Source organism: Herbaspirillum sp. C9C3 (genome assembly GCF_013359625.1).
Lineage (GTDB): Bacteria > Pseudomonadota > Gammaproteobacteria > Burkholderiales > Burkholderiaceae_D > Herbaspirillum.
Genome location: NZ_JABFMQ010000014.1, coordinates 86,128 through 104,959, shown reverse-complemented (window position 1 = coordinate 104,959; position 18,832 = coordinate 86,128). Strand labels below are relative to the sequence as shown.

Annotated in this window: 20 protein-coding genes; 1 reads left to right on the top strand and 19 read right to left on the bottom strand. The window is 64.9% G+C overall.

Features of this window, described 5'->3' with window-relative positions; all coding sequences use genetic code 11:
* Positions 1–3 precede the first annotated feature (3 nt).
* On the top strand, positions 4–1,074 hold the full coding sequence (locus HNO82_RS14465) for a maleylacetate reductase (protein WP_175344199.1): 1,071 nt from the start codon (positions 4–6) through the stop codon (positions 1,072–1,074).
* Between the two features lie 130 nt (positions 1,075–1,204).
* Here the strand turns inward: HNO82_RS14465 and HNO82_RS14460 are convergent, their stop codons facing one another.
* The 19 genes from HNO82_RS14460 to HNO82_RS14370 form a co-directional block, all read right to left on the bottom strand.
* Complete coding sequence (locus HNO82_RS14460) at positions 1,205–1,963, bottom strand: hypothetical protein (protein ID WP_175344198.1); 759 nt, start codon at positions 1,961–1,963, stop codon at positions 1,205–1,207.
* 88 nt (positions 1,964–2,051) lie between these two features.
* A complete protein-coding gene (locus HNO82_RS14455) occupies positions 2,052–2,777 on the bottom strand; it encodes a 4'-phosphopantetheinyl transferase family protein (protein ID WP_175344197.1) in 726 nt (241 codons plus the stop codon).
* Between the two features lie 158 nt (positions 2,778–2,935).
* Entirely contained in the window at positions 2,936–4,180 is a 1,245-nt protein-coding gene (locus HNO82_RS14450) for a beta-ketoacyl-ACP synthase (RefSeq protein ID WP_175344196.1), read from the bottom strand.
* Positions 4,177–4,914 (bottom strand): 3-oxoacyl-ACP reductase FabG, encoded by a 738-nt coding sequence (gene fabG, locus HNO82_RS14445; protein WP_008331599.1) that lies wholly within the window; start codon positions 4,912–4,914, stop codon positions 4,177–4,179. The genes HNO82_RS14450 and fabG overlap by 4 nt, the downstream gene beginning before the upstream one ends.
* Complete coding sequence (locus HNO82_RS14440) at positions 4,911–5,384, bottom strand: hotdog family protein (RefSeq protein ID WP_175344195.1); 474 nt, start codon at positions 5,382–5,384, stop codon at positions 4,911–4,913. The genes fabG and HNO82_RS14440 overlap by 4 nt, the downstream gene beginning before the upstream one ends.
* Positions 5,381–6,580 (bottom strand): beta-ketoacyl-ACP synthase, encoded by a 1,200-nt coding sequence (locus HNO82_RS14435; RefSeq protein ID WP_175344194.1) that lies wholly within the window; start codon positions 6,578–6,580, stop codon positions 5,381–5,383. Before HNO82_RS14435 ends, HNO82_RS14440 begins: the two co-directional genes overlap by 4 nt.
* Before the next feature lie 13 nt (positions 6,581–6,593).
* Positions 6,594–7,157 carry a DUF3261 domain-containing protein gene (locus HNO82_RS14430; protein ID WP_008331596.1) on the bottom strand — a complete coding sequence of 188 codons (564 nt, stop codon included), beginning with the start codon at positions 7,155–7,157 and terminating at the stop codon, positions 6,594–6,596.
* Complete coding sequence (locus HNO82_RS14425) at positions 7,154–9,568, bottom strand: MMPL family transporter (RefSeq protein ID WP_175344193.1); 2,415 nt, start codon at positions 9,566–9,568, stop codon at positions 7,154–7,156. Before HNO82_RS14425 ends, HNO82_RS14430 begins: the two co-directional genes overlap by 4 nt.
* Entirely contained in the window at positions 9,561–10,172 is a 612-nt protein-coding gene (locus HNO82_RS14420; protein ID WP_175344192.1) for an outer membrane lipoprotein carrier protein LolA, read from the bottom strand. Before HNO82_RS14420 ends, HNO82_RS14425 begins: the two co-directional genes overlap by 8 nt.
* Positions 10,169–10,633, bottom strand: a complete 465-nt coding sequence (locus tag HNO82_RS14415) for an acyl-CoA thioesterase (RefSeq protein WP_008331592.1) — start codon at positions 10,631–10,633, stop codon at positions 10,169–10,171. Before HNO82_RS14415 ends, HNO82_RS14420 begins: the two co-directional genes overlap by 4 nt.
* Positions 10,626–12,206 (bottom strand): HAL/PAL/TAL family ammonia-lyase, encoded by a 1,581-nt coding sequence (locus HNO82_RS14410; protein WP_175344191.1) that lies wholly within the window; start codon positions 12,204–12,206, stop codon positions 10,626–10,628. The genes HNO82_RS14415 and HNO82_RS14410 overlap by 8 nt, the downstream gene beginning before the upstream one ends.
* On the bottom strand, positions 12,193–13,155 hold the full coding sequence (locus HNO82_RS14405) for a lysophospholipid acyltransferase family protein (RefSeq protein ID WP_175344190.1): 963 nt from the start codon (positions 13,153–13,155) through the stop codon (positions 12,193–12,195). The genes HNO82_RS14410 and HNO82_RS14405 overlap by 14 nt, the downstream gene beginning before the upstream one ends.
* Complete coding sequence (locus HNO82_RS14400) at positions 13,152–13,928, bottom strand: glycosyltransferase family 2 protein (protein WP_175344189.1); 777 nt, start codon at positions 13,926–13,928, stop codon at positions 13,152–13,154. Before HNO82_RS14400 ends, HNO82_RS14405 begins: the two co-directional genes overlap by 4 nt.
* A complete protein-coding gene (locus HNO82_RS14395; RefSeq protein WP_175344223.1) occupies positions 13,925–15,664 on the bottom strand; it encodes an ApeI family dehydratase in 1,740 nt (579 codons plus the stop codon). The genes HNO82_RS14400 and HNO82_RS14395 overlap by 4 nt, the downstream gene beginning before the upstream one ends.
* Before the next feature lie 10 nt (positions 15,665–15,674).
* Positions 15,675–16,241 carry a COG4648 family protein gene (locus tag HNO82_RS14390; protein ID WP_034350918.1) on the bottom strand — a complete coding sequence of 189 codons (567 nt, stop codon included), beginning with the start codon at positions 16,239–16,241 and terminating at the stop codon, positions 15,675–15,677.
* A gap of 4 nt (positions 16,242–16,245) precedes the next feature.
* Entirely contained in the window at positions 16,246–16,524 is a 279-nt protein-coding gene (locus HNO82_RS14385; RefSeq protein ID WP_008331579.1) for an acyl carrier protein, read from the bottom strand.
* A 64-nt stretch (positions 16,525–16,588) separates the two neighbouring features.
* Positions 16,589–16,852 (bottom strand): phosphopantetheine-binding protein, encoded by a 264-nt coding sequence (locus HNO82_RS14380; RefSeq protein WP_008331573.1) that lies wholly within the window; start codon positions 16,850–16,852, stop codon positions 16,589–16,591.
* Positions 16,853–16,855: 3 nt separating this feature from the next.
* Positions 16,856–17,644 (bottom strand): lysophospholipid acyltransferase family protein, encoded by a 789-nt coding sequence (locus tag HNO82_RS14375; RefSeq protein ID WP_175344188.1) that lies wholly within the window; start codon positions 17,642–17,644, stop codon positions 16,856–16,858.
* Positions 17,637–18,461 carry a beta-ketoacyl synthase chain length factor gene (locus tag HNO82_RS14370; RefSeq protein WP_217509920.1) on the bottom strand — a complete coding sequence of 275 codons (825 nt, stop codon included), beginning with the start codon at positions 18,459–18,461 and terminating at the stop codon, positions 17,637–17,639. Before HNO82_RS14370 ends, HNO82_RS14375 begins: the two co-directional genes overlap by 8 nt.
* Positions 18,462–18,832: the final 371 nt, after the last annotated feature.

Genomic DNA, 18,832 nt, shown 5'->3' with positions numbered 1-18,832 from the left:
GCCATGTCCCTGTCCGCGCCCAGTTTCACTTATAGCAGCGCTGCTGCCCGTGTCATCTTCGGTGCCGGCAGCCTGCAACATCTGGTTCGAGAAACCGAGCTTCTGGGCGCGCATCGTGCCCTGGTACTGTGTACGCCCGGCCAGCGTGCCGAGGCCGAGCGCGTGGCGTCCCTGATTGGCGATCGTTGCGCCGGGGTATTCGACCAGGCCGTCATGCACGTGCCCATCGAGACGGCACGACACGCGCGGTCGGTGGCCCAGGCGCTGGGCGCGGACTGTGCCATCGCCATTGGGGGTGGGTCCACGATGGGATTGGGCAAAGCCATTGCACTGGAATCCGATCTGCCCATCCTGGCCATCCCGACCACCTATGCCGGTAGCGAGATGACGCCCATTTACGGCATCACCGAAGCCGGTCTCAAGAAGACCGGCCGCGCCGCGCGCGTGTTGCCGCGCACGGTCATCTATGATCCCGAATTGAGTCTTGGCCTGCCGCTGCCGCTGTCGGTGACCAGTGGCATCAACGCCATGGCACATGCGGCCGAGGGTCTGTATGCGCCGGACGCCAACCCCATCATGTCGCTGCTGGCCGAAGAGGGCTTGCGCGCACTGGCCGAGGGTTTGCCGCAGCTGCTGGTGCGCAGTGATGATCTCGCGGCACGCAGTCAATGCCTGTATGGTGCCTGGCTGTGCGGCACGGTGCTGGGCAATGTGGGCATGTCGCTGCATCACAAGCTGTGCCACACCTTGGGAGGCAGTTACAACCTGCCGCATGCGCAGACGCATACCGTGATCCTGCCGCATGCGCTGGCCTACAACGCACCGGCCGCACCGCAGGCCATGCAGCGCATCGCACGGGCACTGGGCACCGACGATGCCGCGCAGGGGCTGCATGCGCTGGCGCGCAAGCTGCGGGCGCCGTTGTCCTTGCGCGAGCTGGGTATGCCCTATGAGGCGCTGGATCGCTGCACCGACATCGCCTTGCAGAATGCCTATGCCAATCCGCGTCCGCTGGAGCGCGCGGCGCTGCGGACCTTGCTGGAGCGTGCCTGGCAGGGGGATGCGCCTGAGTGACGTATAGTGTGGCGGTGCAAGGCTTGCATAGACGACGTCCAGATTACCAGGAGACCGCCAGGCCAGGAACATCGGCCAGGCCACGGGCGGCCTATTGCCGGCTGAGTGGCGAGATCAGCCCATGCACGCTTTAATCCACCTCTGGCCGCAGCTCGTCCTGGAACTGCGCTACTTGTGTGCCACGCACTGAACAGCCGATGCGACTACCCGGGAAAGCTGGATCGCGCGAAGCTTCGATGACCAAGGAGCGCTCGCCCAGTACATTGGCCTGGGCCCGATAATGCTCAAAGCGCGTGGTGCGGTGCCATCCGCCGCGATCAAAGATTTCCATGCGCACGTAGTTGCCTTCCAGCTCGCGGCTGGTGCGCTTGAAGTTGGGGATGGCCGCACCCAAGGCTTTGACCAGTTGTTCCGGCGTAGCCGGACTGAAGAAACCCCAGCTGATCTTCTGCAACTGGCCGTTGATTTCCAGACGTTCGTCGTAGTAGCCGCTCAGGATTTGTCCGTAGGCCTGTGCCGGGGCCGCTACGGCGATGTGGTTGCGGCCTGCGGTGCTACGGTCCGGGACATCGATACTGGCCACCGGGCCCTTGAGGGTGACCACGAAAGCCGGTTGCAACGCGCCGGAGAACTGGCGTACCGTCGCCGCGAAGCTGGCGTCGCAACTGCCAAGCGCCTTGAGGACGTTTTCCAACGGCGTGCGCTGGTCGGTCACCGCGGCGGACTCCGCCTTCGTGCGCAATTCGTCGCGTTGTGCTGCTTGCTGCGACTTCACTGCCAGTCGCTGCTGCTTGATTTGCAACTTGGCCATGCGCTCTTCCGGCGTGGAGCAGGCGGTGGTCAATAGAAGTGTGCCGGCTGCGAGCAGCCAGATGCGTGATGTGGACATGTTTTCCCCTTGATATGTCTACGTGGTTGAGTGTTCTTGTTCGGTGATGCGGTTTACTGCGGTCCAGCGATGACAGTCTTGCGGTGTATCAGCCGCCGTCGTATTGCTGCGGTGTTGCGTTGCTCTGGCTGCCGGTAAGCTCCAGAAGGGTCGGCAGCGCGATGTCTTGCGTAGGGTGCAGCCGCACCGGCACCGTAGTACAGAGACACAGATGGTAGTGCGCCCCAGGTTCGTGATGCAGGAAGGACGGAGCGTCGACAGTCAAGGCAACCTGGTTCTGACGGGCGTTGTGGCGGCATTTGTAATCGGCCTCCTTGGCGCACCACAGCCGATAGAAGGCGGCTTCCCGCTGGTCGCCGGTGAGGCCTTCCAGGCTGGACAACTCATGCGGTGTGAAGGCCAGCTCCGCCAGTGCCGGCAGGTCGCGTTCGGGCGCCGGAGCTTCGATGTCCACGCCGATCTGCGTGCCCACTCCTACCGCACAGGCGATCCAGCCGCGGCTGTGCGAGAGGCTGACCGCTGGCTGCCCGACCCCATCGGCCAGCTCACCTGCGATGCGCACCACCGGAGCGGCCCCGCCTGGCTCGCTTACCGCGATGTCGTCCAGGCGGCAGCCACTGACCTGCATGAGTGCATGACGCATCAGCAGCCGGGCCAGCAGGAATTCGCCCGCACGCTGCGGACGCAGGAAACCCTGCAGGCGCATGCGCTCATTGGGCGACAGGACCGCCGCCAGCCGGGCCAGCGTGGAGGAACATGCGCCCGCGCCGACGAAGCTGCGGCCATCCACCACCCAGGCTACGGTGAAGGCCATGACGACTTACTTGCCCAGCTTGACGATGTCGCCCTTGAGGGCGACACCGGCCATGGTGGCGGCCAGCGCCAAGGTCAGTGCGAGGGAGAGGGAAATGATCTTCATATCGCTTGTTTTCCTTGTCATGAGAGGAGGCAGAGCAGGCAGAGGAGGGGCGCTCAGGGCCAGCGTCTGAAAATGAGCGAGGTGTTGATGCCGCCGAAGGCAAAGTTGTTCGACATCACGTATTCGCACTGCAGTGCGCGGCCTTGCCCGGTGAGGTAGTCCAGTTCGCCGCAGTCGGAGTCGGGATGCTGCAAATTGATGGTCGGAGCGAACCAGCCGTGACGCATCATCTCGATGGACAGCCAGGCTTCCAGCGCGCCGCAGGCACCCAGGGTATGGCCCATGTAGCTCTTGAGCGAGCTGATCGGTACGCGATGGCCGAACACGCGTGCGGTGGCCTGGGTCTCAGCCAGATCACCTTGGCGCGTACCGGTGCCGTGCGCATTGATGTAGCCGATGGACGAGGCCGGCAAGCCGGCGTCGTCCAGCGCCATCTGGATAGCCGCCTGCATGGTGGCAGCGTTGGGATTGGTGACGTGGGCGCCGTCGCTGTTGGTGCCGAAACCGACGATCTCGGCATAGATCCGCGCCCCGCGTGCCTGGGCGTGTTCCAGGTCTTCCAGAATCAGGCTGCCGGCGCCTTCGCCCAGCACCAGGCCGTCGCGGTCGCGGTCGAAGGGGCTGGGCGTGAGCTTCGGAGTGTCGTTGCGAACGCTGGTGGCGTAGAGCGTATCGAAGACTGCGGCTTCGGTGGCGCACAGTTCTTCCGAACCGCCAGCGACCATCGCCACCTGACGCGCACTGCGGATGGTCTCGTACGCATAGCCGATGCCCTGGCTGCCCGAGGTGCAGGCGCTGGATGTGGTGATGATGCGACCGGTAATGCCGAAGAATACGCCCATGTTCACTGGCGCCGTGTGGGCCATCATCTTCAGGTAGGTATTGGCGTTGATGTCGCGGGTATTCTTTTCGGCGAACATCATGGCGAAGTCGGCAATCGCATTGGGCGTGCCGGCCGAGGAGCCATAGGCGATGCCCAGTTGGCCGCTCTTGAGCAGAGGATCTTCCAGCAGCCCGGCATCGGCCAGCGCCCATTCGCTGGCGCGGGTGGCCATCAGGGCGACCCGGCCCATGCTGCGCGTGGTCTTGCGGTTGTAGCGTTCGGACAGCGAAAACTCTGCTGCCGGTGCACCCAGGCGGGTGTGCAGGCCGATGTAGTCATCCCAGCCGGGCATGCGCTGCACGGCATTGGTATAGGTCTTCAACTGCGCCAGTGCGCTGGTCCAGTCGGTGCCGATGGGACTGATGCCGGCCATGCCGGTGACCACCACCCGGCGTTCGGTGCGGGGATGCGTCATGCCAGGCCTCCGTTGACCGAGATTACCTGGCGCGTGATGTAGGCCGCATCGGGCGACATCAGGAAGGCCACGGCCGCCGCCACTTCCTCGGGCTTGCCGGCGCGGCGGGCGGGGATCAGTTTGAGGATTTCCTCGACGGGAGCGTCTTCGGTCATGTCGGTATCGATCAGGCCGGGGGCGACGCAATTGACGGTGATGTCGCGCTTGGCCAGTTCCAGCGCCAGCGCTTTGGTGGCGCCGATGACGCCGGCCTTGGCCGCGCTGTAGTTGACCTGGCCGCGATTGCCGATCAGTCCGGACACCGAGGCCAGGGTCACGATGCGGCCCGCAGCGCGCCGCCGCACCATGGGCATGACCAGCGGATTGAGCACGTTGTAGAAACCATCGAGGTTGGTGCGCAAGACGCTGTCCCAGTCTTCGCCGGGCATGGCGGGAAACGCGTTGTCGCGGGTGATGCCGGCGTTGCAGACCACGCCGTAGTAGCAGCCGTGCTGTTCCACGTCCGCCAGCAGGGCTTGCGAGGCTTGCTCGCGGTGGGCGACGTCGAATTGCAGTACGCGGACCTGACGGCCCAGCGCCGCGATCTCGGCGGCTACCTGGTCGGCGGCGTCGCGCCGTGCGTGGCAATGCAGGACGATGTGGTACCCCTCGCGTGCCAGGCGCAGCGCGATGGCGCGGCCGATGCCCCGGCTCGAGCCGGTGACGAAAATGCTGTGTTCTCCCGATGTGGTCATGCCATGCCTTCTTGAAGATAGTGTGTTGCGTCGCGCGGCTGGAACACCGACACGGTGGCTTGCGCCAGTTCTTGTTGCGTCGCCAGGTCGGTGATGCGGCATTCGAAGGAGCCCAGCCCGTTCTCCGCCTGCAACAGCAGTTGCACCGACACCCCCAGGCGCATGCCGGTGGCAAATTCGGGAACTGCGCAGTGATAGCGGCGCGATCCCAGCAGAAAGCCGATCTTGGCGCGACCGCCCTGGCGCAGTTCGTGGTAACCGGCCCAGGCGGCGATGCTCTGCGCCATGTATTCGATGCCGACCCAGGCTCCTACGCCGCTGCCTTGCCGGAAGAGGCTGTCGTGGCGGATTTCCAGTTCGGCCTGTAGTTGATCGTGGCTCACCGCCACCACGCGGTCGATCAGGATCATGGGGGCGGCGTGCGGCAGCAGTTGCTCAATCGGCGGGATATCTTGCAGGGCCGGATTCATGTGTCCTCCCGGCGAGAAAACACCAGCGCCACGTTGCTGCCGCCAAAGGCGAAGGAGTTGGAGAGCACGTGCCGCAGCGGCCGGCCCAGAGCTTGCCCGATCGCTACCGGCGCCAGTGGCGGCAGCGCCGGATCAGGCACGCCATCCCACAGATGCGGCGGCAGCAGGCCGTCCGGATTGCCGTCCTGCATCAGGAGCCAGCACAGTCCGGCCTCAACGGCGCTGGCCGCGCCCAGGGTGTGGCCGGTGAAGGGCTTGGTCGAGCTCACCGGCACTGCCAGCCCGAACAGGGTCTCGATGACGTGTGACTCCATCGCATCATTTTGCGCTGTTGCCGTGCCGTGCAGGTTGATGTAGTCGATCTGGTCAGCGCGCAGTCCGGCACGGCGCAAAGCCTGGCTGATAGCCAGTTGTGCGCCCCTGCCCCGGGGATCGGGGGCCGAGATGTGATAGGCGTCGGAGGATTCGCCCCACCCGCTCAATTGCACGGGCGCCGGCTCGCGCGTGAGCAGGAACAGGGCTGCAGCTTCGCCGATGTTGATGCCCTGGCGATGCAGTGAGAGCGGATTGCAACGTTGGGTGCTCACCGATTCCAGTGCGGTGAAGCCGGCAATGGTGAAATCGCACAAGCTGTCGACGCCGCCGCAGAGCACGGCGTCGCAAAGACCCATGTTGAGCAGGCGTGCAGCACTGGCGATGGCCTTGCCGCTGGAAGCGCAGGCGCTCGATTGCACGTAGGCCGGACCGGTGGTGCCCAGCGTCAGTTGCAACGCGGCGGCGGGAGAGCCCAATTCTTGCTGGCCGTAATGATAGCCGGGCGGAAAGCTGCCGCTGCTGGCCCGTGCGGCAAAGGCGGCCTCGCCCTCGGCGATGCCGGAGGTACTGGTCCCGAGCACGATGCCAATACGTTCTGCACCATGGCGGGCGATGGCGGCATCGACCTGAGCACGGATGGGTTGCAGTGCTGCCAGCGCCAGGCGATTGTTGCGGCTGCGTTCGCGCAGGGGCAGATGGCTGTCTTCCGGGAGCAGCGTATCCTCGCTCACGGCGCCCAGTGCCAGTGGCGTGCCATTTGCGTCGACATGGCGTGCATCGTCGCGCAGGCCGCTCTGGCCGGCCAGCAAGCGCGCACGGATCGTCTCGTGCGTGCCGCCTAGCGGGCAGACCATGCCGAGGGCGTTGAGATAAAGGCTCATGCTTGGGGCGATGTCATTCAGAGGTTACCACCGACTGAATCGTCAGCTTGTAGTGGTAACGCAGATTGTTCAGGATCACTTTCCCTCCCCAGCGCCGCTGGTCGGGATAGTCGATCACGGCAATCGTTTCGCCGTGGAGCAGGAGGGTACGTTGAGCCTGGGCTTCGCGCAACTCCCAGCCCTCAGGAAGTGCCTGGCGAATCGCCTCGGTCGGCCAGAGCGTCAGTTGTACGTCCTGCAGCACATCTTCACCTTGTACCTGGCTGGGAAGCAAGGCATGACGCCAGACCTGCAAGCGTTGGCCATCATAGTGAAGCGACATGACGCGCTGGCCGAAGGCCAGACCGACCAGATCGACATGCCCGGCATCGATTTCCAGGGCGGTGTCGAGTTGGTCGACGCGGCTGCCGCGCTCGACCGTCAGATGTTGCTGCAGGCTGATGCTTTGTCCCAGTGCCGCCGGCGACAGTCGCAGGGACAGGCGCGCCGGGGCACGGCCATCGGGCACCATGGGCGCGGCGCAGGCGGCAAGCAGGAAGGCGACGGTCATGGCGGCAAGCAGCAGGGCGGGTTTCATACGGAGTCCTTGACCGGCTGGGCGCGCAAGGTGCCCAGACCGGGATGGGTGAACAGGGGGGCCAGCAGCCACACCAGCAGCATCCCGCACAGCATGGTGAGGCCAAAGGCGTGCAGTGGCGGACTTTTGCTCAACGCCAGCAGGCCGAAGGAGAGCAGTGCGCTGGCGGCCGACAGGCCGACGGTCAGCCAGGCATGTGCACGTTGGTTTGGGGAAGATTCGAGCAGGAAGATGCCATAGTCCACGCCCAGTCCCAGCACCAGCAGTCCAGCCAGCACGTGGAATAGTTGCAGCGGCTGACCCAGCCAGCCGAACAGGCCCAGGGTCAGCAGCGAGGCCAGCAGCGGCGGCGCCAGCGCGCGCCAGGCGCGGCGGCGGTAGCGCAGCGTCAGCAGGGCGAAGATGGCCGCGTAGGCGCAGAGCAGCGCCCAAGCCATCATGATCCGGTATTGACGCAGCACCGACGAGATCTCGCCGACCTTGTCCACCCATTGCACGCCCGGCAGTCCTTCGGCGACGGCGGCCAGTTGGTCGAGCTGGCGATAGTCGGCCAGCCCGCGCAGGGCGACGATGCTGGCGAATTGACCATCCACTTGTCCCAGCCACAGATGGCGCGAGGCGGCTGCGGCCGGGGTGGCGAGGAATTGCGCTGGCGTGATCGGCTGGGTCTTCTCCAGCATGCGCTGGCGCAGCGCTTGCGCCCACTGCGCACTCTCCCCGATGGCGCGGGCAGTCAGGGTGATGGCATCGGGCGCATCGCCTCGGGTATCCAGCAGACTGCGATGCAGCAGGGACAAATTCTCCTGCTGGCGGCGCTGCGAGGGAACCCAGTTGGAGAGCGCCTGTACGCCGCTGATGAGCTTGCGTTGCAGCAGCGGTTGCAGCTTCTCGCGCAGCGCCTCTTCCTGCTGCAAGACGGCCTCGGCCGACGCGCCGCGCACCAGGTAGAACTGTACCGGCGCGGCCATGTCCAGTAACTGGCTGATGCGGATCTGATCCTGCAGCAAGGCAGGTGGACTTTTCTGCAGGGCACGGATGTCGTCACTGCTGTGCAGACGGGCGACCCCGACGATGGCCAGTCCGATCAGCGCTACCGCCCCGGGCAGGACCAGGTGCCAGGCGAAGCCGCCCAGCAGATCAGGCCAGCGCGCGATGCTCTGGCCGAAGCGCAGCGCTTGCGGGGTCGCGCGCAGCGTGTGCGGACCGATCAGTTGAGGGAACCAGCAGATCACCGTCAGCCAGGCAAACACCAGTCCCAGTGCGGAGAACACGGCCATTTGCTGCAAACCGGGGAAGGGCGTCAGGGCCATGCCGAGATAGCCGATCAGGGCTGCCAGCAACATCAACGCAAGCCCCGGCAACAGGCGTCGCAACAGGGCCTGTGAATCCTGCGATGCCGGTGCTGCGAGGCGGGCACAGAGGAAGTAGATACCATAGTCCTGAGCGATGCCGATCAGGCTGGCTCCAAATACCAGGGTCAGCAAATGAATCTTGCCGAACAGCAGCATGCTCACCGACAGCGCACCCAGGCAACCGACGGCAATGGACAGGGCGATGTAGAGAATCGGCTTGAAGGAGCGCAAGGTCAGCCACATCAACAGCAGGATGCCCAGCAGCGAGCCGGCGCCGATGGTGGCGCTCTCACTGCCGGCCTGGGCACTGGCGGCGGCGGCATGCAGGATCACCCCGCCGCTGACGACCTCGCTGGCCTGGTTGTGGGCGGCTCGCTGCGCCTGTGCCAGCAACGGCATGACCTGCTCCTGTGCCTGCATCGACAATGCCGGGGCCTTCAGCTCCAGTAGCAGCAGGACATAGTTGATGCCGTCACGTTCTACGAAGAGCTGGCCGTCACGCGGACGTACTGGCGTTTCCTTGGCGCGTTCCTGGACCCACTGGCTGAAGAGTCCGAAGGGATCATCCTGCCAGGCGCCCAGACGCGGTCCGCCGAAAGCACCGTAAAGACCCGCCAGGGCGCGCTGGCTCCATTGCTGTGCATTCCCGACGGCCAGCTCGGCGCGCTGGGTATCGCTGAGCAGCACGGTGCGGCCAGGCTCCAGGCTGTCCAGCCACTGGCTTTGCCACTGCGCAGAGTCACCGCTGACTGGCACGATCAGTGCGGCATGCCCGCGCAGGACGTCAAGATAGGCCTGTGCACCGGCGCGGGCCCGGCTCCAGTCACGGTCGCCGACCAGTACCACCAGCTTTTGCTGGGCCGCGTCGACCATGTGGGAAAAGGCTTGCTGGCGCACCACATCCTTGCCGTCGGCGCCGGGCAGCAGCGCCAGCATGTCGGTATCGGGACTGGCGCGCTGGCCCAGCCACAGCCAGGCGTTGTGTCCGGCCACCAGCAGCACCGCCAGCAGCCATGCCAGCGCCAACAGGCGCTGCAGGCAACGGCCGGGCTTAGTCAAACAGGGCTCCTTCTTCGGCCGTCATGGCGCCTTCGCCGGTCTTGATGGCCGAAAAGCTGATCTCGGTACGGTCGCCGCTGGCTTCCTGCATGCTGACCTTGTCCACATAGCTGGCACCGGCCAGGCTGATGTCGCCGATCGCCTTGGCCAGGGCCGGCTGGCGTGCCTTGAGCGCGACCTGCCAGTGGCCGTCGCGCAGGCTGCCATCGAGTTCAAAGAGCGTCTCGAGCTGGCTCAAATCCCCTGCCAGCAGCGAGAAGAGGACGCTATTGATCATCTTTACCACCGGTTCCTGTTGCGCATCGAGTTTCATGGCGATGCGGCCATCCTGAATCTGCACGATGGCGTCGCGAGTGATGCGCAGGGTACCGGGGAACGGTTGCAGCGTCTGCCACAGGATGCCCCGGCCCTTGAGCACGCAGAAGCGCCCATGCGATTGCAGTGGCTTCTTGATGCCGGTCAGTTGCTTGGTTTGGTCGAAGCGACCACACATCACGGTCGGTTTGGCCAGCCTGGACTGGATCTGTTGTACCGGCGCAGCGGCCTGGGCGATAGGCGGGATGGCCAGCAAGGCCAAGCAGCAGAGAAGGGAGCGTGCGTTCATGGGGTGGGAGGCGTCAGTCCGAGCTTGTGCCACAACACCGGCGGCGAAACGAAGCACATCTCGTGGTTGTTCATCTGCACCGCCACCTGAACGGTGGAGGCACGGGTCAGGCGCGCGCCGCTGACGGCGTCGCTGATGAGGTAGTCGATGCGCAGGCGGTTTTCCCACTCGACGATGGCTGCGCTGACGCGAATGCGCTGGCCGAATCGCGCCGGTGCGGCATAGCGCAGGTGCAGGTCGATCACCGGCCAGCCATAGCCGGACTCCTTCATGGCGGGGTAGTTGTAGCCGATGCCGTCTAGCAGGGCGCAGCGCGCGGCTTCCATGTATTCGACATAACGACCATGCCAGACGATTTCCATGGGGTCGAGGTCATAGAACTGGATCTGCAACTCAACTTCCCCGCGCCAGGGCGAATTGGCCAGGGTGATCTTGCCCGCAGGCAGGAGGGGGTCAGTCATACAGACTCCATGCCTGGGCGCGCAGACGCTGCAGCAGCCGGCGCAGGTCGGGTTCGAGCATGCGGTCTTCATCAACCACCGCGATGTCTTCGGCCAACGCGGCCTGCATGGCGGCCAGACGGCCGGCCGGCAAGTCCTGCAGCGGCGTATCGCCGGGTTGCTGGCGCTGGCTGCGCAGCCACACGCCCTGGCGCACCGTGATCAGCAAGGCGGCCGCGACCTGTTCGGTCAGTTCCAGCACGCGCAGGCAATCGCGCGCGGCAATGGTGCCCATGCTCACCTTGTCCTGGTTGTGGCATTCGGTGGAGCGCGAGAATACCGAGGCCGGCATGGTCAGCTTGAGGGCTTCGGCAGTCCACGCCGAAGTGCTGATCTGCAGGGCCTTCAGGCCATGGTTGATGGGCGCGCGTTCGCCCTGGGCGCCGGACAGGTTGGCCGGCAGGCCGTTGTTGTAGCGCTGGTCCACCATCAGGGCCATCTGGCGATCGAGCAGGTCGGCGATGTTGGCCACGGCGGTCTTCATGCTGTCCATGGCGAAGGCGATGTGGCCTCCATAGAAATGGCCGCCATGCAGCACGCGCTCGCCATCCGGATCGATCAGCGGGTTGTCGTTGGCGCTGTTGAGTTCGTTCTCGATGAACTGGCGCAGCGACGGCAGGGCATCGTTGAGTACACCGATCACGTGCGGCGCACAGCGCACCGAATAGCGATCCTGCAGACGCTTTTCGTTGCGGTGCGCCTGGCCGCACGGCAGGTCGCGCTGCAGCCAGGCCGCCACCTGCTGCTGGCCCGGATGCGGTTTGGCCGAGAACAGGGTGGCATCGAAATGGTGGGCATTGCCATCCAGCGTGAAGCTGCTCATGGCCGTGATGCGGGTAGCCAGCTGGCACAGGTAGCGCGCACGGTCGAAGGCCAGGCAGGCCAACGCGGTCATGACGGCGGTACCGTTCATGATGGCCAGCCCTTCCTTGGGACGCAGGCGCAGCGGCGTCAGGCCGGCTGCGGCCAGTGCCTCGGCGGCCGGCACTGTGGCGCCATCGCGCCAGACCTGGCGCTCGCCGCACAGTACGGCGGCGAGGTAGGACAGTGGCGTGAGATCGCCACTGGCACCCACCGAGCCCTCGCAGGGAATCTGCGGCAACAGATCGTGTTGCAGCAGCGCCGCGATCTGTTCCAGCAAGGCCACGCTCACGCCCGAGAAGCCCTGGCACAGGGAATTGAGCCGGGTCGCCAGGATGGCGCGCGCCTGCTCCGGCGTGAACAGCGCTCCCAGGCCGCAGCCGTGGTAGGTGTAGAGGTGATGCGGCAGTTCCGGCACCAGTTGCGGCGGCACGGTCACCGTGCAGGAATCGCCATAGCCGGTGGTGACGCCATAGATGGTGCCATCCTCGCGCAGCAGTCGGTCGAGGAAATCGGCACCGCGCGCAATACGTGCACGGAAGCTCTCGGCGTCGTGCAGTTGCGCCGTGCGCTCGCGCCGCGCCAGCGCCACCACATCCTCGATGGTGAGGGGCTGGGCGCCGAAGCAGACAGGGGCGCTCTTGGCGGAAGAGGAAACGTCAGTGTGAGGCATGCTGTTCGTCCAGGGCGCAATCGGCCCAGAAATCATAGAAATTGAACCACTGGTAAGGCGCCTGAAGGCAGTGCGCTTCCAGGCGTGCGGCATAGGCTGCCGCCAGTTCGTCCAGCACCGCTGCACGCTGCTTGCGTGGCAGGACGATGCGATCACGGAAGGCTTCAAAGCTGACCTCCGCGCCTTCGGCGCTGCGGCGCGAGAACATCAGGAACACCGGACATTGCAGCAGCGCCGCCATGACGTAGGGGCCGATCGGAAAGGGAGCACTGCGGCCCAGGAAAGGCGCGCGCGCCACCCGTGGCTGCGGCGAGACCGGCACCCGGTCACCGGCGATGACCACGAACTCGCCCTGTGCCACCTTCTCGGCCAGCATCATGGCAGTAGCTGGAGACATGTCGGTGACCTGCATCAGGTTCAACTGACTGGCCGGATCCAGCTGGGCCAGCATCTGGTTGAAGGCCTGGGCGTGGCGCGTATGCACCAGTACCGTCAGCTTGAGGGCGGGATGCTGGCGGCCGATCACGCGGCACAGCTCGAGGTTGCCGAGGTGGGTGCAGATGATGAGTCCGCCACGCCCGGCGGCGATGGCCTCGGAAATAGGCGCGCTACCGTGCAAATGAACGTTTTTGATGGGGAACAGGCCACCCCACAGCAACATCTTGTCCAGCAGGCTTTCGCCGAATGCGGCGAAGTGAAGGAAAATGCCAAAAACCCCGGAGCGCAGCGGCAGCCCGGGACGGTAGCGCCGTACCTGCGCCAGAAAATCGCGCGAGGCCTGGCGGGCAGGTCCATTGGCAGCGATGTACCAACACAGCACCGGATAGAGCATCAGCCGGAAGGGCAGCCGGCCCAGCAGGCGATAGACCGCGAACAGCAAACGCATGCCGGCCACGAAGCTGACTTCGTTGATCTGCGCCCAATGGCGCGTACGGGGTGGATGGCTCATGCGCTGCGCCCGCCCAGGCGCCGCCAGCTGCCGCGCGCCAGCAGCAGCGGCGCGCGCAGCAGCATGCCGAAGAACAGGCGGGCATGCATGCGCGAGATCAGTACGTTGTCCAGCCAGACCTGGAAGTGCGACACACCGTCGGCTGGATAGCGCACCCGCGTGGCCAGGTTGTGTACGCGCAGGCCGCGCCAGTAGAGGCGGACCAGGATTTCGGTATCGAAATCCATGCGCCGCCCGATAGGAGCGCTATCCATCAACTGCAGCGTCGGCGCCAGTGGATAGACCCTGAAGCCACACATCGAATCGGCAATCTCCAGCGACAGCGTATTGATCCACACCCAGATGTGCGTCAGGTAGCGGGCATAGAGCCGGCCCTTGGGTACGCTGTCGTCATAGATCGGTTTGCCGTTGATGACGGCGGCCGGAGCCGCCTGTGATGCGGCCAGGAAACGCGGGATGTCGGCGCTGTCGTGCTGGCCGTCGGCATCGATCTGCAAGGCGTGGGTGTAGCCAGCCGACGCGGCATGGCGCAGGCCGGTCATGACGGCGCCGCCCTTGCCCTGGTTGCGGGTGTGGACCAGCAGCGTGACCTGTTGCGGATCGGTGGCGGCCAGTTGTCGCAGCACGGCGGCACAGACGTGGCTGCTGCCATCGTCGATCAGGATGCAAGGCAGCCCGTGACCGCGTACGGCAGCGACCACCGCGCCAATGGCGTGCTCGTGGTCGTAGACCGGGATCACCACCACGGTACTGTGCAAGGTGGATGCGGTCATGCCGCCCCCAGCAGGAAGCGGCCGCTGGCGTGCTGGCCTGCGTCCGAATGCAGACGGAAGGACAACTGCGACTTGGCGGTATCGAATTGCAGGTCCAGCAGCACGCGCATGCCTGGTGTGATGACGCGCTGGAACTTCAAGGTCTGCAGGCCCAGGAAGCGTGGCGGCAGGTTGAAGTAGCGCCGGCCCAGCGTGAGCGACCAGTCGGTCTGCACCACGCCGGGCAGGATGGGTGCGCCGGGGAAGTGGCCGCGGAAGTAGAGCAGGTCGGCGGGGATGTCCAGCGCCAGTTGCAGTTGCCCTGTGCTGCGCTGCAGTTCGGTTACGTTCGGCAATGTGGGCGCACTGCTCTCCAGCAGCGCGGTCAGTGCCGAGAGCGTAACCTTGCCTTGCGAGTTCACCGGCAGTGCCTCCAGGTAACGCCACAAGCGCGGCAGGGCGATGGCTTCGATGGCGCCGGCCAATGCCGTCTTGAGCGCGGCGTTAAGGGCCAGTTTGCCTTGTGCGACCAGCAGGGCTTGACCTTGCGCAGTGGGCACCACGAAGGCAGCGATGAACTGGCGTGCGCGGCGGCCTTGATGAACGATCACGCGCACTTCCTCGACCAGCGGACTGGCGGCCAGCAGTTGTTCGATGCGCGTCAGCGAGATGCGTTTTTCTTCCAGCTTGACGATGCGATCGCTGCGCCCGCGCAGTTCAAAGGCGGCGGGGATGTCTTCCATCAGCACGGCACGGTCGGCCATGCTGAACCAGCCGCTGTCGGGCAGGTGCGGCGAGCGCACTTCCAGTTCGCCTTCGGCGCCGAGGCGCACGGACACGCCGGGCATGGCCTGCCAGTGCTCGCGGCGCTGCAGGAGAACGCTGTCGGGCTGGCGCCAGGCGATGCCACCGGTTTCGGAGCTGCCATAGATTTCCAGCGGACGCTGCCCCAGCAGCCGCGCGGCATCGCATGCCGCTTCGGCCGGCAGCGGACCGCCGGAAGAGAAGATCGCGCGCAGTTGGCGCGCATCCGGTTGCGTGGCCTGCTCGGGCAGGCGTTTCAGATGGGCCGGGCTGGACAATAGCAGCCACGGGCGGTTACCAGCCATGCGCTGCAGATCCTCGGGGAAGAACGCGCTGCCTGCATGCACCGGACGTCCCGCACACAGCGCCCACAAGACCTTGAACAGCAAACCATAAATATGCTGGTGCGATACCGTGGCGACCACTTCGACCTGGCCCACTGTGGCACCGAAGAGCGCCTCCAGCGTGGCCACTTCATTGGCCATCTGGCCCAGTTGCTTGGGGATGGCCTGGGCCTGCCCGGTGCTGCCGGAGGTGTAGACCACCAGGCCGGCGAAGTCCGCGCGCAAGGCGGGCCAAGGAGAGGAAGGATCGTCGAAGGAGGCATCAGGAGCGGGCTGCAAGGCCGGCCAATGGACACCGAAGTCGCCGAGGAAACCATCGACCTCGCCGCGCAACTGGCCGCAGGTGTCGGGCAGGGCATCGCTGGGCAGGTAGGCTGTCTTGCCGGCCAGCCAGGTACCAAACAGGGCGGCAGCGAAATGTAGCGTGTCTTGATGGAAGAGGGCGAAACGCTGTCCCGGCGTGGTCTGCAGCAACTGCTTCCAGCGCAGCAACTCGGCGCGCCAGGTGGCATACGTGACCGCCACGCCGTCGCGCCAGCCGATCACGCGTTCGCCGTCAAATGCCTGGAACGGTAGTTGCAGCAGGTCCAGCCTTGTGGTGGCGGGCATGTCGACTGTCTCACGCATGATGCTGGCGCCGGACGTAAAGGCGCACCAGGTATTCGCCGGCAAACAGCGCGCCCATGGCGACGTAGGAAATGACCCCGGTGTACATCGACCACACCGCTGGCGAGGCCCACAGTGCGGTGCCCAGGGCGATGCTGCCATTGACCGCGAAGAACAGGCACCACACCTGGGTAACCCGGCGTGTATAGGCGATCACGAACAGCGGCAGGTCGGGTGAACTCAGGCGTGCCATGCGTTCGATGACGGTAGGCGGTTTGTAGAGGCTGTAGCCGAACAGGGCCAGCATGCCGCCGCTGATGGCTACCGGATAGAGCTTCAGCGGCAGCAGCGCATTCCAGGCCAGGGCCGGCGCGGCCAGGGCCAGCGCGGCCACGCCCATCCAGCGCAGCGGGCGGCTGCTGCGGCTGGTGAACAGGCGCACCGCGGCGATGAGCACCAGCAGCAGGGCCAGCATGCGTGGTTCCAGCTTGCCGTGGGCGTACCAGATCAGCAGGGGATACAGCAGGATCAACAGCGGGCCGGCCAGGGCGGTCAGCCGGGACATCGCGGGAGGTTTCATGCGCTTACGCGTGCGCTTGTTCGCGCATCAGCGTGGCCAGAATATCCACGACATCCTGCACCGTGCGCACGCTGCGGAAGACGTCGGGCTGGATGCGCTTGCCCGTGGTCTGGTTGAGTTTGACCACGATGTCGACGGCATCAATGCTGTCGATGTCGAGATCGGTGTAGAGGTTGGACTGGGGCGTGATGGCGGCTTTGTCGAGCTCGAACATCTCGTGCAGCATATCGACGATCCACACGGTGATTTCGTCCTTGGTCATGTCAGGTGTCAGAGTGGTCATGATGTGCTTCTCTTGCAAGTGGCTTGGCAACGTCGTTGTGGTGATGTACAGCCTGGGGAGGCGCTCAGGCCGTGGCCTGATGGCTGGCCACCAGCGCAGCCAGCGCCTGTACCGAGGCGAAGTGCTTGCGGGTCTCTTCGGAATTGGCAGAAAGCTTGATGCCATAGCGTTTCTGCAGGCTCATGCCCAGTTCAAGTGCGTCGATGGAATCCAGGCCCAGGCCATCGCCGAACAGGGGCGCGGCGCTGTCGATATCCTCGGGGGCGAGGTCTTCCAGGTCGAGGGCCTCGATGATGAGTTGCTTGATGTCTTGTTCCAGGTCGTGCATGGCCTAGTTCTCTTTCATGAAGTACTGTTGCAGGTAAGTCGTCAGTTGGCGCGCGGCCAGTGTCGGATGGTCGGCGCCGTGCGGCTGCTCGTTGCCGATGATGTGATGCGGTTGAAGGTCCTCGCCGATGTGCAGGCGAAAATGCGCGCGCGTGGCCGGCACCTGCCACCATTTCTCTCCCTTGCCGAGGGTACCGGGCGTACAGCGGATGCGCACCGGCGTGATCGTGCAGCCGCCGCGCACGGCGACGTTGGCCGCACCGCGCTTGAGGCTGATCTGGCCGTCGCCGGGCGTGCGGGTACCCTCGGGGAAGATGATGAGATTGCTGCCGCTGCGGATGGAGCGGATGCAATCATCGATCAGATCCGGCCCCTGGGCATTGCTGATGTAGCCGGCCGCTTGCACCGGTCCACGGGTAAAGGGATTGCGCCACAGTGCACCCTTGACGATGCAGTCGGCATGGCGCACGAAGGCCATCAGCAGCACCGTATCGATGAGCGTCGGATGGTTGGCCAGGATCAGCAGGCCGTTGCGGTTCAGACGTTCCAGTCCGGTGATTTCATAGCGGATCACGCCGCACAGGCGCATCACTTCGACGAAGGCGCGAAACGCCAGGCGGATGAGGTGGCGCGACCACAGCACGCGTTGCTGCGGATCCCGGACCAGATATTGCAAAACGGGGAAGATCACCAGTCGCAGCAGCAGCCCGCCCAGTCCGAAGAGAGCAAAACACATCCCCGTGGTCAAGATGCGCCAGCCACGGTCGATCAGCGGCAGGACCCGTTCAAGCATGTCGCATCCAGTGCCAGTGACGGCCGTCGGCTTGCCGCTGCAGAGTGGAGGCTGCAGCGTCCAGGAAAAAGCGCAATACCGCAGCGGGCCCGGCGGTGCCTTGCGCGCAGGGCATGGTGTGGCTGGCCGCTTGCACCTGCTGCCATTGCAGGGACAGTGTGGGTAATGCAGCGTTTTCGTCGGCTGCCTGCATCAGCCAGGACCAGCCGCAGGGCTCTTCGTGTTCATCGGCGAAGTCGCAAAAGAGCGCCGGCAGTGGTGCGTCGGCCACCACCAGCAGCACCTGACGCATGCCGTCGGCCAGCAGACCGCAGGCTTCGATGACGGCATGTTCGACCGTGCTCTGGCCGGCCGCAATGGCCACCGTATTGGCCTGGCTGCCACGGGCGATGGAAAACAGGCCGGCGTTGGCGTTGTGCACCGAGAGGCTGAAGGCGGTGGGCGACATGGGGGCGGCAGCGGCCAAGGCCATTTGGAGCTCAACAGAACGGGCGCATTCGCCATGGCGCGAAGCAAACACCACCGGGACGTCAAGGCCGGCACTGTCCGTGGTGCTATCGCTGGCGTCGCCGACTTGGCGGGCGGCAGTGCCAAGGGAGGCAGCATTGAAGGCCCCGTAGGCGGCTTCCAGCGCCAGCTTGCCCACCGGGCTGGTGCGTCGGCGCAGCATGGGCGGCATGGCCTTGACTGCTGGTTCCCCCGAACCTGCAGCCTGGCGATCATGCCTGATCCATCGTTGCCAGTCAGCTTGGGATTCGAGACCCGGAACCCACTGCGCATGCGATGCAACTGAAAAACTGACATCCCCTGAATACATATCGTCAAAAGCCCCAGGCTTCTACTTGGCGGTGTTATCTACCGGATCCCCCTTCTTCCGAAGCAGGCCGGTACGCTGCCTGCATCGGTGGATACGCCGTTTTCTTGTTTATTTACAGCACTTATCCGGTGTCTTTAAACGTTACAATTTGTAAGACCGGGTAATGGTACGACAAAACCCTCTTGAATTAACACGAAATTTTCAAGGAGAAACACGGAGAGCTACAGCCAGGGGGCTTATCCGCCGGGTTGGTGTTGTCGATTCGGTACGTTGTCTATCGTCTTGAAGTGAAGGGATGTACGTTTTCAGCGCCAATTTTTTAACTATTTCGGTGGCCCGGCTCGAAACGCCGTGGCGCGATTCTGGAACTT

Bases quoted from the DNA above. Each gene is read 5' to 3' on its own strand.
- HNO82_RS14410 (WP_175344191.1), bottom strand. From the start codon at position 12,206: ATGCCTCACACTGACGTTTCCTCTTCCGCCAAGAGCGCCCCTGTCTGC.
- HNO82_RS14400 (WP_175344189.1), bottom strand. From the start codon at position 13,928: ATGACCGCATCCACCTTGCACAGTACCGTGGTGGTGATCCCGGTCTAC.
- HNO82_RS14455 (WP_175344197.1), bottom strand. From the start codon at position 2,777: ATGGCCTTCACCGTAGCCTGGGTGGTGGATGGCCGCAGCTTCGTCGGC.
- HNO82_RS14450 (WP_175344196.1), bottom strand. From the start codon at position 4,180: ATGACGCATCCCCGCACCGAACGCCGGGTGGTGGTCACCGGCATGGCC.
- HNO82_RS14370 (WP_217509920.1), bottom strand. From the start codon at position 18,461: ATGTATTCAGGGGATGTCAGTTTTTCAGTTGCATCGCATGCGCAGTGG.
- HNO82_RS14405 (WP_175344190.1), bottom strand. From the start codon at position 13,155: ATGAGCCATCCACCCCGTACGCGCCATTGGGCGCAGATCAACGAAGTC.
- HNO82_RS14415 (WP_008331592.1), bottom strand. From the start codon at position 10,633: ATGACTGACCCCCTCCTGCCTGCGGGCAAGATCACCCTGGCCAATTCG.
- HNO82_RS14385 (WP_008331579.1), bottom strand. From the start codon at position 16,524: ATGACCACTCTGACACCTGACATGACCAAGGACGAAATCACCGTGTGG.
- fabG (WP_008331599.1), bottom strand. From the start codon at position 4,914: ATGACCACATCGGGAGAACACAGCATTTTCGTCACCGGCTCGAGCCGG.
- HNO82_RS14380 (WP_008331573.1), bottom strand. From the start codon at position 16,852: ATGCACGACCTGGAACAAGACATCAAGCAACTCATCATCGAGGCCCTC.
- HNO82_RS14395 (WP_175344223.1), bottom strand. From the start codon at position 15,664: ATGCCCGCCACCACAAGGCTGGACCTGCTGCAACTACCGTTCCAGGCA.
- HNO82_RS14465 (WP_175344199.1), top strand. From the start codon at position 4: ATGTCCCTGTCCGCGCCCAGTTTCACTTATAGCAGCGCTGCTGCCCGT.
- HNO82_RS14460 (WP_175344198.1), bottom strand. From the start codon at position 1,963: ATGTCCACATCACGCATCTGGCTGCTCGCAGCCGGCACACTTCTATTG.
- HNO82_RS14430 (WP_008331596.1), bottom strand. From the start codon at position 7,157: ATGAAACCCGCCCTGCTGCTTGCCGCCATGACCGTCGCCTTCCTGCTT.
- HNO82_RS14435 (WP_175344194.1), bottom strand. From the start codon at position 6,580: ATGAGCCTTTATCTCAACGCCCTCGGCATGGTCTGCCCGCTAGGCGGC.
- HNO82_RS14440 (WP_175344195.1), bottom strand. From the start codon at position 5,384: ATGAATCCGGCCCTGCAAGATATCCCGCCGATTGAGCAACTGCTGCCG.
- HNO82_RS14390 (WP_034350918.1), bottom strand. From the start codon at position 16,241: ATGAAACCTCCCGCGATGTCCCGGCTGACCGCCCTGGCCGGCCCGCTG.
- HNO82_RS14420 (WP_175344192.1), bottom strand. From the start codon at position 10,172: ATGAACGCACGCTCCCTTCTCTGCTGCTTGGCCTTGCTGGCCATCCCG.
- HNO82_RS14375 (WP_175344188.1), bottom strand. From the start codon at position 17,644: ATGCTTGAACGGGTCCTGCCGCTGATCGACCGTGGCTGGCGCATCTTG.